Origin of the sequence: Streptomyces sp. NBC_00289, assembly GCF_041435115.1 — a bacterium.
Taxonomy (GTDB): domain Bacteria; phylum Actinomycetota; class Actinomycetes; order Streptomycetales; family Streptomycetaceae; genus Streptomyces.
This window is the reverse complement of sequence record NZ_CP108046.1, coordinates 698,089-712,392: the sequence shown is the minus strand read 5'-3', so window position 1 is coordinate 712,392 and position 14,304 is coordinate 698,089. Positions and strand designations below refer to the sequence as shown.

Genomic DNA, 14,304 nt, shown 5'->3' with positions numbered 1-14,304 from the left:
TGGTGCACGTACAGGGCCGGGAGCGAGGGCTCGTTCACCGGCCATCGTCCGCCCGGCCTTGCCGCCGCGGGCAGGGGTCAGCGGATTCCACGCTGGCGCTCGATGTCGGTGACGTGCTGGCGGTGCCAGTCGGCCTCGGCCCGTGCCGCCAGGGCGTAGTGGGCGACGACGTCTTTGCCGAGCAGGCTGTGGGCGAGGGTGCTGTGCTCGAAATGCTGGATCGCTTCGAGCAGGTCCGCGTAGAGCGGTATGGAGCCGCGGTCCTGGTAGGCGTCGCCGTCGCAGGCAGGCCGCGGCATCAGCTCTTCCTCGATGCCGTGGATCATCGCGGCGAGGTAGGCGGCGAGTGCCAGGTAGACGTTGGCGCCGGCGCCGGCGAGGCGCACCTCGAGGCGGGTGTGGTTGCCGTGTCCGGCAATGCGGATGGCGCAGCCGCGGTGGTCGTAGCCCCAGTTGTAGCGGACGGGGGCGAAGGAGTGGGGGCGGTAGCGTTTGTAGGAGTTGACCGTGGGTGCGTACAGCGGCGCCAGGTGTGGCAGGGCGGAGAGCAGTCCGGCAAGGGCCTGCTGCATCAGTGGTGGCAGTTCTTGGCCGCGGTGGTGGGTGAAGCACGGATCGTCGTGCTCGTTCCACAGCGACAGGTGCAGATGCAGGCCGCTGCCAGTGCCGGTTTCCGGGGCCGCCATGAACGCTGGCACCAGGCCGTGCCGGCCGGCCACCTGGCGGGTGATGTCGTAAAAGATGCTGTAGTCGTCGCAGGCGTGCAAGGGGTCGCCGTAGGCGAAGCTCACTTCGACCTGTCCCGGCACGCTCTCCGTCTTGATCGCTTCGAAGGGGATGCCGGCGTCGGTGAGGGCGCTGGTCAGGTCGTGGAGGAAGTCGGCGATGTGGGGCGGGTGTTGCAGGGCGTAGTCGAGGTTGTGGCGCCATGCCGGTACGCGTCCTGACGTGTCCTGGGTGTAGAGCACGGCTTCGACTTCCACTCCCGCTTTCAGCCGATACCCCAGCTGTGTCAGCCTCTCGATCTGTGTCTGCAGGAGGTGGCGCGGGGCCACCTGGACGGAGGTGTGGTCGTCGTGGAAGGGTGCGCCGATGATGAGGGCGGTGCCGGGCCGGTGGGGGAGCATCCGGACGGTGTCCCAGTCCGGCTTGACGAGGACATCGCCGAAGCCCTGATCCCAGCCGGTGAAGGCGAACCCCTCGAGGGGCGTCATGTCGATGTCGGTGGCCAGGATGTAGGCGCACATCTCGGTGCCGGCCGTCATGCGGTTCAGGAACACCGGCGCGTTGAAGATCTTGCCTTGGAGACGTCCCTGCAGGTCCGGCACCGCGAGCATGATCTCGGTGATGCTCCTGCTGTGGACGAGGTCTTCGAGTATCTGCCGGGAGACCGGTCCGGTCCGCCAGGGGGTTTTGACTGGGGTGGTCGCGGTGGTGGCCATCTGGAATCTCCATTGCATGCGGCGCAGACGGCCCCGGGCCCTGAGCCGGACTGTCGGCGCTGTCGGCGGCTGGTGGCTGTGCTGTGTGTGCATCAGACGATGTCCTCGGCCAGGGGGGTGCGGGTGGCCGTGTTGGCCAGCGCCGGGATGCGGTAGGTGCGCCGGCCCTTCGTGATCCACAAAATCCAGGCCAGCACCAGGACGGCGATCAGGGCCACGCCTGCGTAGTTGAAGGATGTGGTGGTGATGGGGGAGACCTGCGGCAGGCAGAACAGGACGGTGACGAAGCCGACCCAGGTCACGGCCGTCCAGCCGATGGGCTTGCTCCAGCGACCCAGGTTCCACGGTCCGGGCTCGAAGCGGTCGCCTGCGCGCAGGCGCAGGTAGACGGGGATGGCGTAGGCGGGGGTGATGCCGATGACGTTGATGGCGGTGACGGCGGCGTAGGCGGTTGGCGAGTACAGGGAGGGCGCGGCCAGGGCGAGCGCTGTGCCCACCGACAGCCAGACCGCGGCGACCGGGGTTTTGGTGCGGGGGCTGACGCGACGCCAGAGGGCGGCGAAGGGGATCGCGCCGTCGCGGGAGAACGCGAACACCATGCGTGAGGCGGCAGCCGTCTCGGCATTCCCGCAAAACAGCTGCGCGACGATGACGATGAGTAGTAGGGCTTTGGCGCCGGTGGTGCCGACGGTGTCGAGGAAGATCTGCGCGGGCGGCACGCCGGTGGCGCTGGTCTGGGTGCCTGTGTAGTGCTGGATGGCGGAGGTGAGTCCGGCCAGCAGGATGAAGCCGGCGATCCAGGAGACCCAGATCGAGCGGACCATCCCCTTGGGCGCCGATATCTGCGCCTGGGTGGTCTCTTCGGAGAGGTGGGAGGAGGCGTCGTAGCCGCAGAAGGTGTACTGCGCCAGCAGCAGGCCGAGCGCTGTCACGTACAGGCCGTTGCTGATCCCGGTGTCGTTGTTGACGTGTGTGAACACGAAGCCGGCGCCTTGGTGGTCGGTCGGGGCGAGGGTCAGGACGGCGACGATGACCGCGACGCCGGCCAGGTGCCACCAGACGGAGATCGAGTTGAGGAGGCTGACCAGGCGGACGCCGGCGACGTTCAGCAGGGCGTGCAGCAGCAGGATCGCGGCGAAGATCAGCATCGTCTTTTCCGGTGTGGGCGCAAAACCCCACTGGAGGTTGGCGAGGGCGCCGACGAAGGTGGCTGCGCCGTAGTCGATGCCGGCGATCGCGCCGAGCAGCCCCAGGAGGTTCAGCCAGCCGGTTACCCAGGCCCAGCGCGGTCCGCCGAGCCGGTTGGCCATGTAGTAGAGGCCGCCGGAGGTGGGGAAGGCGGAGGTGACCTCGGCCAGGGACATGCCGAGGAGTAGGACCATCAGGCCGACGCCGATCCAGCCCCACATGATCACGGCTGGTCCGCCGGTGGTGAGGCCGAAGCCGTAGAGCGTCATGCAGCCGGACAGGATGCTGATGACTGAAAACGAGATCGCGAAGTTGCCGAAGGGGCCCATGCGGCGGGCCAGCACGGGCTGGTAGCCGTGCCCGGCCAGGACAGCATCGTCATCCGTCAGGCGGTGGGCGGCATGTCTCGAAGACACCGAAAAAGATCCTCTGGGGTGAAGGGAAGGAGAGACGAGATAGTGCTGGACTGGGGGAGTGGCGGGGGTGCTCGGCTTCTCATCGATGCCGGCGTCCAGGTTTCATCGCGTAGGTGCGCGCCTGCAGGAACTCCTCCTCCCACCAGCGGCTTTCACTGACGTGCTGCCAGGGAGCCTGCGTCGCGAACGGGCCGATCGCCTCGAACACCTCGCCGGAGCCGGGCAGACCACAGGCGGTGAGGGTGTAGGCGAGATAGTTCAGATCCAGCTGGGAGGCCGTGCCGCGATCGGTGAGGTAGGCGAACCATCCATCCCGCGCCCGCGCCGCGTAGTGCCTCACCTGCTCGTTGTCCCAGAAATGAAGCGTCTGGGCGACCTGCCCGCTCGACGTCCGCAGCCGGTATTCCTCGACGAACGCGTATAGGGGCAGGGTGAGCAGCACCGACCCGGGACCGGCAAGGGAGGACGCCCACCGGGCGAAGTCGACAGCGCCTCCGCCACGCGCCTGGAAGCACTGCAGCATCCGCTGGTAGGCCTCCCTGTTCGGGTGGTCCCTCCTGTTTACCTGGTCGAGTACGGGCCACGGTCCGCACGGCAGCAAAGCCTCTGGGGGCGCAGCCCAGTTCCCGAGGTGGAGGGGGCGACCCGGATCGCAGTCCACTTGGGCGAGAGCCAGCAGGCACACCCCGGGCACGGGGTCGGCCGGCCAGCGGCGGGCCGCCTCCAGACACGCGGTGTGCGCGGCCCTGAGCTGGGGGAGCAGAGTGTGGCGGTCTGCCGTGTGGCGGTAGGCGGACAGAGCTCGCACTGTCAGTACCCGGGCCTGCATCATCAGGGCGTTGGCGTCGGTCGGGTCCTCCGCGAGCCAGGCGGCGATGGCATCGCCCTTGGCCGCGGCGGCCGCCAGAACCTGGCTGCGTGCAGTCCGTAGCGCCCAGCTCCTGGTGCGGGTGAGCAGCGTCTTGGTGGATAGCCATCGGTCGAGTTGTAAGTCATCCAGGGCCAGGCGTAAGTCCTCGTCGTTTCCGGCCGGATGGGGGGTCAGGGTCAGCTCAGTGGCGGGCATTGGGATACCTCGTGAGCGGGTGGGAGAAGGTGGCAGGCGGGGTGTTGATGTCGCCGTCGATAGGAGGCCGGCAGGTGGCTATCGGGCTCACCCCTGGGGCGGCAGCGGGGCGGCCCGGGCGCCGGCCCAGGTGGCGTCGGCGACCTGGGGCGCCCTATCGACGCTTCCGCACCACCGGAGCGGCCGTGAGCCGACTGCAGCAGCAGGACGGGCCCGACCAGAACGGGTCTGGCAACCGTGAACGAACCTGGATGACAGGCCGCTAGTGACGCGAGGAGAGTTCTGTACACCGGCGGCCCACCGCGTCCAGAAGCGGCTCGGGGGCCGAACCTGGTGCGCGCAGGGCAAGGGGCTACGGCCTTCGCACGGTGCGAGCGGCAACGCCTCGCGGTCCCTTGCTGTCGTCAAGGTCCTCTCCCATCGATTACATGTCACGTGGGGCGAGTCCGGCGCGGGACGGGGGGAGGCGGGGGCCCGCGCCGGGCGCTCAGGCCTGCCCGGTGGCATTGGGGCTGTCGGGCAGGGGTCTATGCCTCTGCCAGCTCTCGTTGCAGCGTGTCGAGGTCGAGGACGCGGAAGCTGCTGAGCCGGCGGATGAGCTGGGAGGCGAGGAAGGTCGCCAGGTTGGGGTGCCCGTAGGGCAGGGGGTGGTCGGGCTGCGCCACCACGTGGACGCCGTCACCATTCAGGCCGTAGAGGGTGCCGGTCACCCCGTACAACGGGGCGCTGGTGGCCAGGAAAACCATCGGCTTCGCCTCCAGGTGCGGGCACAGCGCGGCGGCCGCGCGGACATGTCGTGGGCAGACGGGAGGCTGGTTGGTGAGGATCTGCGGCTGGCCAGGGCCGTGGTCACGCGGCCCGGCGAGGAAGACGAAGCCCAGCGGAGTGCGTGCGTGCCGGGTGCACACCTGGCAGCGCATCGCCTGCATCGTCATCATCTGCCGGTAGGGATGCATGAGTTTCCACAGCGGCGCACCCGTCGGCATCCCGCGCTCGTCGACCGGGTTGAAGGCGCAGCGCGCCCACAGCACGCCTCGCAGGTCCCGGTCCCTGACGTCCTCGTCACGGTAGTGGAGCCGGTAGCTGCCGGGCCCGTGCTGGAGGATGAAGAGGTTGTCTGGCGCGGCCTGTTCACCCTCCCGTTGGGTGATGAAAGGGATCAGGCCCGGCTGGCTCACGGTGTGCACGGATCGCTGCTTCCTTCTTGTCTGCGAGAGCTGTAAGGCGGAACGGGGTCGGTGATGCCGCTCCCTTGAGGGACATGCCGCGGCCAGGCGTTCGAGGCTCGGTGGCAGCCCAGGGCGCGGGCCCTGTGGGTAGGTCAACGGGCGGGGTTACAGCCGCTCCGGCGCCGAAATGGCCAAAGTGCACCAGGTGGTCGCGCCGGCGCCCTCTGTGCCCCATCTCCCGCCGTGCATGGCCGCAATGGCCTGGACGAGGTGAAGACCGCGCCCCGACTCGCTGTAATTGCTGCCGCGCCGGCGGGTCGCGGCGGCGCCCGGCTGTCCGTCGGTGACGGCGATGCGCAGAAAGCGGTCTCGGAGCGTGATACTCAAACCGATGTCCTGGCTGCCGCTATGCAGGAGGGCGTTGGTGAGGAGTTCGGAAACGACCACCATGACGTCGTCCATCATCGCGGTCAGGCCGCAGTATCTGAGCCGAGCAGCGGCAATCCGACGCATGACGCCGACCTGGCAGGCATCCTCGGCACGGGGAGGCGCGCCCTCACGGCGGGGGGCGGCCTGAAAGCGCTCGTTCATCACGTCCCCCTCGCGGTGGCGCACCGTGCGAGGCGTCTTTACGGCTGTCGTCGTCATCACGTCCTTTAGGACTTTGCGAAGATGAGGCTCGGGGGCGGCGGATGTCGCACCACGTGGTTGCGTACAGCCGCCGCCGACGTGGAGAAGCGGCAGGCGGGGCTGGAGCGGAGTGCTCGCTGTGTCGCGCACGTTCTCCTCCTTTCGAAGCGCCAACGTGGTTGAGGCTCCCAACCAAGTGGTCAGTGCAGTGGGCAAGAGTGTGAGACCAGACAGCCGCTGCACTGATCCCTGCGGCGATATCTCTGTGGGGATATGGGATCCGGTCTATCGTGGAGACCGTGGGAAATCCGGACCAAGGGGTCGCGCCATGAGACCGTCGAACCGTGTCTGCGCCCGGTGTGCCACTGAGTTGAGCCAGTACAACCCGGATGCCTTGTGCGCGCTGTGCGCGAAGACGGGAACGGCGCCGGGAATACCCGATCGAGCCTGGCGTGACGAAGCTGTCTACGAGGCCCTGGCAGCCTGGGATTTCGGCGAGATGCTGCGCCTGGTGCGTAAACGGTCTGGGCTGTCACAGATGGCCGTGCGCGAGCTGACGGCGTTACCTCAGTCCTTCATCTCGGGACTCGAACGCGGACAGAAGCGGATCGGTAGCCCCGATACCCTCCTGGACCTTCTCAACGGTCTGGGACTACCCTCTGACCTGCAACATCTACTCCTGTCGCCACTGCGTGGCGATGCAGCGAAGACTGTACTAAACCGCTCAGCTGAAGCTGCTCTGCCCTGGACCACGGACCGTATGGTGGCCTCAATTGAAGTGGCTATCGGAGGTTCCACCATGAAGCGCCGCAGCGTGCTATCCGCCCTGAGCGGAGCCGCGCTAACCCAATACATGCTGCAGTCCACCGTTGCCCCTGCAGAGGCGGCCACGGCCTCCGGTGACACGGCCGTCTCAGGCTCGCTAATCAGCTCCCTGCAAGGCACCACCGATGCCCTCCGGCAAGTTGACGCCACGAGCGGAAGCGGGAGTCTCGTCCACACCGCTAAAGCTCATCTTCGGACGCTTCTGCACCTACTGAAGAACGGCTCCTACAGCGACTCTTACGGTCGCCGTCTCGCGGCCGTCGCCGCCGACACGGCCGCCCAGACAGGCTGGTACACCTTCGACGGTGGTGACCACGACGCTGCCCAAGAATTCTTCCTCGCTGCACTGCGCGCAGCCCACGTAGCGGGAGATGCCCGTCTGCGCGCCGGCGCCCTCGCATTCCTAGCAATCCACAGCTACTCCGTCGGCGATCCGCGCGACGCTATCGCTGCAGCCCGCACCGCGCGCCAGGCAGTCTCTGGACAGGAGGCCCCGGCATTGAACGCCATGCTCCTCACCCGCCAGGCCCGAGGCCATGCCCGACTCCGCGAACCACGCCATGCCTTGGCGGCGCTTGCTGAGGCAGAAGAGCTTTGTGCGCGTGGCCGAGGAGAAGATGATCCTCACTGGCTGTACTGGATCAACCCTGGTGAGATTCTCGGCCAAACCGGCAGTTGCTACCTCGACCTGGGGGAGCCGGCTCGGGCAGCACAAGCCTTCGCCACAGCACATGATGTGCTGAGCCGAGATGAAACCCGGACCACCGCACAGTTCTTGTCCCGAGCCGCGACGGCACAGATGCGCGCTGGCGACACAGACGCTGGCTGCGCCACCGCCCATGAGGTCCTGAGCCTTTCTGAAGGCATTCAGTCTGCCCGTCTGGACGACCACCTGCGGAGCATGCTCAATGAGGCGCAGCCCTTCGTATCCATCTCCCCCGGGAAGGACCTCCTCGAGCGCGGGCACATCGTCATGCGCGAGCGAGGCGCAGCATGATCCTCGTGCTTTGGGACATCGACCGCACACTCGTCTACACCGGTGACACTGACCGGCTGGTCTATCGGGAACTTTTTGAAGAGGTAGTAGGGCGGCCAGCTGAGACGCTTCCCGAGCGAGGCACCGGCGTGACGATGCCCCTGGCAGCGAAGGAGCTGCTCCGTGCAAACGCAGTCGAACCCGCACGGATTGAGGAGCTTGCACGGCACATCGTGCAGCGAATGCCTGAGCAACTAGCTCTGCACCGGCACGAGTTGATTCACACAGGCCAGATTATGCCGGGGGCACGTGCGGCTCTAGCCGCCGTGCAACAAGATTCCCGGTTCGTTCCCACGGTGGTAACTGGGAATTTGCGAGGCAGTGCGGAAGTCAAGTTGAAAACCTTCGAATTGGACGAATACCTTGACCTCGATATCGGTGGATACGCTTCTGAAGACCCTCACCGCCCTGCCTTGGTGCGAGTGGCCCAGGAAAAAGCCAGTACACGATACAGGCAAGCCTTCACGAAGCACTCGACGGTGATTATCGGCGACTCACTGGAGGACGTTCGTACGGGACGGGAGGGGGGCGCTCACGTGATCGGAGTCGCCTCCGGCACAACCTCAGCTGATGCACTGAGAGGTGCTGGCGCCAGTCATGTGATCCCCGACCTAACTGACTCTCAAAGGTTGCTAAGTCTGATAGGCCAGGTAAGCGCAGCCCGGTAATAACGCGCTCAAGGATTCCGGACGGGAGGAGCTCGCGAAGTTCTGGGCGAGGTGGCAGTACGTCTCATCACGCATCGACAGGCTCAAGGAGGGCGGGAGATGAACTTCTGGGAGACACTGGAAGCGATCTCACCAGGGAATAGAAGGCATTCGAAGCCCGGGCCGAGGCCCTGCCGGACGACTACCGGACGGCGTGGGGGCAGATCGTCGCACACCTCTTCCCCTACGGGACTTCACCGGCCGCAACCTGATGCCGATCCTCGACGCCGCCCTGGGGCTGCTCGAAGTGGCAGTGACGGACGGACCGTCCAGGAGGTGCTCGGCGACGACATCCCCGGCTTCTGCACCGCGCTGGCCGGTGGAAAAGGGGCTCGAACCTATCGCGGCCGGCGCGAGCAGTTGAACAGGAACGTCGCCAGGATATTGAGTCGGCTGGGAGGCTGACGTGGCCCTCCAGGACAGCATCGAGGGCAAGGAACAGTGGCGGGTGCACATGGCCCGACTCAAGGCATTCCCGCCTGACTATTGGATCCTCTACGAGGAGATGCAGAGTTCAGGGTCGGACCGGTCGACCTGCCTGACGGGCCCCTGCTCACCGGGATCATCGAGTTCTTCGAGGAAGGCGTCGTCGCGAGCAAGGGGGTCTTGGAACTCATCGGCAACGATGTCGCCGCGTTCTGCGACGACCTGGTCAAGGACTCACGCACCTATGCGGACGTCTACCAGGAGTCCATCAGCAGCGATCCCGGTACGGCCGAAAAGTAGCACCCCCGCCTCATGCCTGTGGGCGTATTGTCCCCCAGGCGCGGCTCGTTCGCCTCGACGTAGCGCGAACGGGCTCGGGCCGACCGGCCACCGGAAGCCGCGGCCTGCTGGTGACAGCATTAGGGCTCGTCCGGCGGATCATAGGCCGAGCCAGGGCCGTACCCGGAGCTGGACACCCTGCTGCTGGGCAGGCAGACGGTCTTCTACGGCACCGTCGTGGATGAGGGGCATCTGTTCGGTCTGCTGGCGCGTTTCCGCGTGCTGGGACTGAGGGTCACGAAGATGCGGCCGCTGCCGTCTTGGTCCTGATGCGCTTCGGTTCGGCTGACGATGCACCCAACTCGGGAAGCGTGGGCGCGGGAGTGGGGGTACAACGATGGTGGCTCCTGTTGTCGAGGGGTCGGAGGCGGGCCCGGTGAAGGGCTGTTCCCGGCATGAGCAAAGGATCGACCCATGGCCAGCGGCACTGTGACGTGGTTCAACTCCGAGAAGGGATTCGGCTTCATCGCCCCGGACGACGGGGGACCGGACGTCTTCGCTCACTACTCCGAGATCCAGGGCAGCGGCTACCGCGAGCTCACGGAAGGCGAGCACGTCACCTACTAGGTCGGACAGGGACAGAAGGGTCCGCAGGCCCAGAACATCGTCCGCGGCTGACAACGCGAAGCGATCACCGTCGAGGCCGCTCCCGTCGGCCGCATCCGCGCGCCGCAGCGGCCGAGATCGAGCGTGAATCGTCGATGTCGGGGTGGTGGAGGGGCGCGTCGGTCGTCACCCTGCTGCGTCGGTGGTGCAGGTGGTGAGGCCGAACAAGGTGTCGGCTCCGGTCAGCTTGAACAGTTGGGTGACCTCCGGTGCCCTTGCGGTGACCAGTACGAGGTCGATGTTTGCGGTGAGGGATTGTTCGCGTGCCTGGAGCAGGACGGACAGGCCCGAGCAGTCGCAGAACGTCACGCCGGAGAGGTCGACCACCAGCTGCTGGATGCGGCCGTGCAGACAGCAGCCGAGTACCTGCCAGAGCTCTGGTCCGCTGTCCAGGTCCAGTTCACCGAAGGCAGCCACTGTGACGCTGTCGTCTCTCCAGGCGACCGCTGCCCTGAAACCTGCGAAGTTCATCCGCGACCCCCTACAGCAGTGACCCGGGCAAGGCGCGGGCGCACCGTTTCATGCCAGCCCGACCACCCGGCCGATTCGGCGCACTCCTGCCCGACCGGGGGTCATCGGCACGTCGACCCGTCGCCTCGATGCCTGTTCCGCAACAGGGCGGCTGGCCGCAGCCGTCTCTGTGACGGGGCTCCTCAATTCTACGTACAGATCTTTATCTCGGTGCTTGACGGTCATTCCAGCAATACCAACCCGGTCCCGGCCAGGAATCCGCGCAGGAGGTGCGGGGCTTGCTTGATCTTGCTGAGTGCGGCGTCGGCGGCTTCTGCCAGCTCACGAATCGAACGGAATGCGCGGTTCGCGAGGAGATCTTTGACGATCTTCCACAGGAGCTCCACCGGGTTCAGTTCGGGGGCGTACGGCGGCAGTTGGACGATTCGTAGCCAGCGCTCCTGCCCCTCAGCCCACTCGCGTACCCCGGCGCTGGTGTGGCTGGAGTAGTTGTCCCATACGAGCGTGACGGGGCCGCCGAGGCGGGCGTGCAGCATGGTCAGCAGGAGCGGGAAGTGCTCCTTGGTGTATCCCTCGCGACTCTTGTGCCACACAAGCAGCCTCGGCTCGAACCCGGGCCTGTAGGCGACGAACGCCACCATGTTCTCCCGGTCCCCGCGCGACCCGTTCAGTTTGATCACCGGAGTGGTGCCCCGCTGTCCCCAGGTGCGGCGCACCACGCCGGCGAGCGCCGCTCCGGACTCGTCCTCGAAGACGATCCAGCGCCCCTCGGTCACGGCTTGACCGGATGGGACACCGCCGGCCACGTCTCCGTGCGCCATGCGGCGATCGCCTCCTCGTCGCGCTGGACCGCCTGCGTCTTCGGAACCTGCCACGACCAGCCCAGACGGTCCAGGAGGTACCACACCCCCGGCACCGTGAACCGCGCCCCGTACTTCTCCTCGATCACGCGCGCGATACGCGCGAGCGTCCAGCCCTGGCCCTCCCAGCCGTGCGCCGACGCCCCGAGTCGTAACTCTCGCAGCCACTCCTGCTCCTGCTGCGGCGTCAGATACGAGCGGGACCCGTTCGGCCGCGCCACAAGCGCCTCACGACCGCCCTCCCGCCACGCCGCATGCCACTGGCCGACCGCCTGCCGGGACACCCCCAGCAGCCGGGCCACATGCGCCTGCCTCACATCCTGTTCGAACAGGTCGGCGGCCTGCATCCGCCGCGCCTCCCGCTCAGCCGGCCCCCAACGCGCGGCATTCGAAGTCCCCATACCGCCCATATGCCCGAACTGACAGGTCGTCAAGCAAGACCTTAAAGATCAGTAAACCACTCCACTTCGGGATGGAGGCATATCTCCCGGATGTTCATCCTGTCCCTGGCGCGGCACGCGCGGTGTACGACAGCTCACGCGGCCTTACAAGATCTGGTGGCCGGCGATGTCGCCGCCGGGGTCGTCGGCGAGGGTGACGGCTACGGTGATGCGATTGCCGACGGGTTCGCGGTGGACGGCGAAGCTCTGACACACGGCCATGACGATTTCGATGCCGTGCTGGCCGACCCGGCCGGGGTCGGCTGCCAGCAGCTCGGGCGGGGTGGGGCTGCTGTCCCACACGCTGATCTGGACGGCACCCTCGATGATCTCCAGGTCGAGCAGGCAGGGTCCGAGCGCGTATTGCGGGCGCTGGTGACCAGCTCGCTGACCACCAGTTGCACCATGCCCATGGCCCGTTTCGAGACGGGCAGTCCGTGGACGGCTTGTACGCAGGTGAGGAAGGTGCGGGCCATGTCGCGGGCCACGGCGATCTCTTCACTGCCCTCGAATCCGGCGAGGACCATGATCGGACGCTCTACGAGCGGCTCCTGGCCCTCGTCCTGCCCAGCCAGGTCCATCGATCCGCCTCGCGTCCCCAGTACCCGTGCCTCTTACCGAACAATTCGACCACGGGGGCAGGCCGGCAGTTTCATTCGCATGGTTTGAGCGGGAGCGGGCACGCGGCTCTGATGCCATGTGCGTCTGCTGATCTCGTCTCGCAGGTGCGCTCTGACCTGATGCAAGTTGGTCTCCGCGTTTGGGGGACAGGGGCGACGGTGTTCCCGCGCTGCGGGTGATGAGGGCGCCTATGGGTGTTGTGGTCAGCTGGACCTCCTCGAACACGTTCGCCTCTGTGGCTCGTGAACAAGCGGGCCATGCTCCGAGCGACGGCGGCAAGAGGGTGATGGTCCAGGCGGCGGTGGCGGGGACGCTGGTCCAACAGGGACATACCGTCACCGAACAGCCTGACGGTGGTGACCTGGTGGTCCTCGCCGACCCCGTCCGCGTCCCGGAGGGTGGCGAGGGTAGGGCGTGTGGCTGGGCGTGTGGCTGGTGGTGCCGGTGTGGTGCAGAAGGGTCCCTGGCCTTGTGGCCCGGCGCGGGAGGGGTTGGGCTATCAGCCTCTCGGGTTCTTCGCCGGCTGCGGCCGGCGAAGAACCCGCCCCCGTGTGGTCTGTATTCACGTCCGGGGGGCCTACCGGGCAGGGGTTAGGGGCAGGGATACGTTGTAGTTCGTCCCTGTGTGGAGACTGGTGATGACGACTTCCCGCGACCTGCAGCCCGTGTCGGACGACACGGTGGAAGGCCTCCGGGAGGAGATCGCTCAACTGCGTCAGGCGATCGGTTCCCATGCGGTGGTCGACCAGGCGATCGGTTTCCTCACCGCGGTGTACCGGCTGCCGCCGGCCGCGGGGTTGGAGGTCCTGCGGGAGGTCTCCCAGCACACCGACATCAGACTGCTCACGGTCGCGGACACAGTGATCACCTGGGCGCTGGGCGTGCCGACGCCGCAGGCGGTGGACGCGTAGCTGAACGCAGCGATTCGCCGGCGCTCGCCGGACACCGAAAACGCCGGGGACACCGAGCAGCCGGAATAGAGCCTTTCACGCCGTCAAGGCCTGCTCGACGGTGGGGTGGCAGAGGATGAGGGCGTCGATGCCGACCATGTGCATCAGACGCAGGAGGGACTCCTGGGCGCCGGCGATGCGCAGCCACCCCGGGCTTCGCTGACGCGGCGGTGGGCGGCGATGAAGACGTTGATCCCGCTGGAGTCCATGAACGTCACACCGCTGAGGTCCACCACGATCCGGGGCGGAGCCGTGCCGTCGGCGGAGATCAGCGCCTGTGCGAGGTCGTTCTTCACGTCGTGGTCGATCTCGCCGTACACGGTCACGACAAGGACACCGTCCACCACCGCGGGTTTGACGGAAAATCGGTCTGGCCGGTCGTCCCTCGGGTTGTCGCTCACCGTCTCCTCAACCACCCCTCAACTCGCCTGCTCATGGCATGCGCGGATGATTCTGCCCCACGACGACAACGCGACGCAGCCAGACAAGTGTGCGGGACAACACAAGAATGGAGCAGGGATGTCACGGGTACTGGCGCGCATCAACCGGGGAGTGAGGACGGTACGTGGTATCTCAGGCCGAACCTGACGGCTGCACGGCGCCGCACGCGTACCTGGCGCGCGCCGGCCACACCCTGGAGGGAGACGGTGGCTGCATCGCCGACGCCCGCCACCAGGCCCTCGCCTTCCTCGACCGGGCCCGCACCGAGTACGACCTGCCCGTCTCCGCCCGCGCGCGAGACCTCACCCGGCTGGTGGTCAGCGAGCTGGTCACCAACGCCCGCAAGTACGCCCCCGGCCCGGTCCTGATGGAGCTGCGTGTCACCGCCCGCGCGGTGGAGGTCGTGGTGTGGGACAGCGATCCCACCGTGCCAGCGCCTCAAGCCTCTGGTCCGGACAGGATCGGCCAGCACGGCCTGGAGATCGTCCGGGCCGTCACGGAGGGCCTGTTTGTCGAGCAGGAGCCGGTCGGCAAACGTATCACGGCCCGCATCGCCCTGTCCGACGCCTCCAGCGACACTGCCCGCCGCTGAGCCAGGGCTGCAACGCGACACGAACTGGCGCTCCCCCGAGAACAACACGCCCGCGTCGTCGAGTTGGGGCACGGCATCT

Annotated in this window: 14 protein-coding genes and 4 pseudogenes; 8 read left to right on the top strand and 10 right to left on the bottom strand. The window is 67.0% G+C overall.

From position 1 onward, the window contains the following. Positions 1-77: 77 nt before the first annotated feature. The 5 genes from OG985_RS03860 to OG985_RS03840 all read right to left on the bottom strand — a co-directional run bounded on the left by OG985_RS03860 (position 78) and on the right by OG985_RS03840 (position 5,929). A complete protein-coding gene (locus tag OG985_RS03860) occupies positions 78-1,442 on the bottom strand; it encodes a glutamine synthetase family protein (RefSeq protein WP_371666789.1) in 1,365 nt (454 codons plus the stop codon). A 92-nt stretch (positions 1,443-1,534) separates the two neighbouring features. Continuing rightward, positions 1,535-3,046, bottom strand: a complete 1,512-nt coding sequence (locus OG985_RS03855; protein ID WP_371666788.1) for an amino acid permease — start codon at positions 3,044-3,046, stop codon at positions 1,535-1,537. Between the two features lie 79 nt (positions 3,047-3,125). Continuing rightward, on the bottom strand, positions 3,126-4,112 hold the full coding sequence (locus tag OG985_RS03850) for a hypothetical protein (RefSeq protein WP_371666787.1): 987 nt from the start codon (positions 4,110-4,112) through the stop codon (positions 3,126-3,128). A 527-nt stretch (positions 4,113-4,639) separates the two neighbouring features. Beyond that, positions 4,640-5,299, bottom strand: coding sequence for a hypothetical protein (locus OG985_RS03845; RefSeq protein ID WP_371666786.1), 660 nt, complete (start codon positions 5,297-5,299; stop codon positions 4,640-4,642). A gap of 147 nt (positions 5,300-5,446) precedes the next feature. Continuing rightward, on the bottom strand, positions 5,447-5,929 hold the full coding sequence (locus OG985_RS03840) for an ATP-binding protein (RefSeq protein WP_371666785.1): 483 nt from the start codon (positions 5,927-5,929) through the stop codon (positions 5,447-5,449). A 310-nt stretch (positions 5,930-6,239) separates the two neighbouring features. On the opposite strand from OG985_RS03840, the gene OG985_RS03835 reads away from it, so the two are divergent. The 6 genes and pseudogenes from OG985_RS03835 to OG985_RS03810 all read left to right on the top strand — a co-directional run bounded on the left by OG985_RS03835 (position 6,240) and on the right by OG985_RS03810 (position 9,811). Beyond that, positions 6,240-7,733 carry a helix-turn-helix domain-containing protein gene (locus OG985_RS03835; protein WP_371666784.1) on the top strand — a complete coding sequence of 498 codons (1,494 nt, stop codon included), beginning with the start codon at positions 6,240-6,242 and terminating at the stop codon, positions 7,731-7,733. After that, entirely contained in the window at positions 7,730-8,440 is a 711-nt protein-coding gene (locus OG985_RS03830) for an HAD family hydrolase (RefSeq protein WP_371666783.1), read from the top strand. The genes OG985_RS03835 and OG985_RS03830 overlap by 4 nt, the downstream gene beginning before the upstream one ends. A 4-nt stretch (positions 8,441-8,444) precedes the next feature. After that, positions 8,445-8,543, top strand: a pseudogene (locus OG985_RS03825) (PadR family transcriptional regulator); the annotation flags it as partial. After that, positions 8,540-8,884, top strand: a pseudogene (locus tag OG985_RS03820) (DUF1048 domain-containing protein). The pseudogenes OG985_RS03825 and OG985_RS03820, both read left to right, overlap by 4 nt. A gap of 1 nt (position 8,885) precedes the next feature. After that, positions 8,886-9,205, top strand: a pseudogene (locus OG985_RS03815) (DUF1048 domain-containing protein). Between the two features lie 453 nt (positions 9,206-9,658). Beyond that, on the top strand, positions 9,659-9,811 hold the full coding sequence (locus tag OG985_RS03810; protein ID WP_371666782.1) for a cold-shock protein: 153 nt from the start codon (positions 9,659-9,661) through the stop codon (positions 9,809-9,811). A 165-nt stretch (positions 9,812-9,976) separates the two neighbouring features. On the opposite strand, the gene OG985_RS03805 is transcribed toward OG985_RS03810, so the two are convergent. From OG985_RS03805 to OG985_RS03790, 4 genes and pseudogenes are all read right to left on the bottom strand, one after another. Beyond that, positions 9,977-10,321 carry an STAS domain-containing protein gene (locus OG985_RS03805; RefSeq protein ID WP_371666781.1) on the bottom strand — a complete coding sequence of 115 codons (345 nt, stop codon included), beginning with the start codon at positions 10,319-10,321 and terminating at the stop codon, positions 9,977-9,979. Positions 10,322-10,542: 221 nt separating this feature from the next. Further along, positions 10,543-11,097 carry an IS630 family transposase gene (locus OG985_RS03800; protein ID WP_371666780.1) on the bottom strand — a complete coding sequence of 185 codons (555 nt, stop codon included), beginning with the start codon at positions 11,095-11,097 and terminating at the stop codon, positions 10,543-10,545. Next, entirely contained in the window at positions 11,094-11,582 is a 489-nt protein-coding gene (locus OG985_RS03795; protein WP_371666779.1) for a winged helix-turn-helix domain-containing protein, read from the bottom strand. Before OG985_RS03795 ends, OG985_RS03800 begins: the two co-directional genes overlap by 4 nt. A 144-nt stretch (positions 11,583-11,726) precedes the next feature. Beyond that, a pseudogene (locus OG985_RS03790) lies at positions 11,727-12,148 on the bottom strand (ATP-binding protein). 732 nt (positions 12,149-12,880) lie between these two features. On the opposite strand from OG985_RS03790, the gene OG985_RS03785 reads away from it, so the two are divergent. Further along, on the top strand, positions 12,881-13,153 hold the full coding sequence (locus tag OG985_RS03785; RefSeq protein ID WP_371666778.1) for an ANTAR domain-containing protein: 273 nt from the start codon (positions 12,881-12,883) through the stop codon (positions 13,151-13,153). 143 nt (positions 13,154-13,296) lie between these two features. Here OG985_RS03785 and OG985_RS03780 read toward each other — a convergent pair whose 3' ends face one another. Beyond that, a complete protein-coding gene (locus OG985_RS03780; RefSeq protein ID WP_371666777.1) occupies positions 13,297-13,593 on the bottom strand; it encodes an STAS domain-containing protein in 297 nt (98 codons plus the stop codon). Positions 13,594-13,757: 164 nt separating this feature from the next. Here OG985_RS03780 and OG985_RS03775 point away from each other — a divergent pair, with 164 nt between their 5' ends. Further along, positions 13,758-14,225 carry an ATP-binding protein gene (locus OG985_RS03775; protein ID WP_371666776.1) on the top strand — a complete coding sequence of 156 codons (468 nt, stop codon included), beginning with the start codon at positions 13,758-13,760 and terminating at the stop codon, positions 14,223-14,225. Positions 14,226-14,304: the final 79 nt, after the last annotated feature.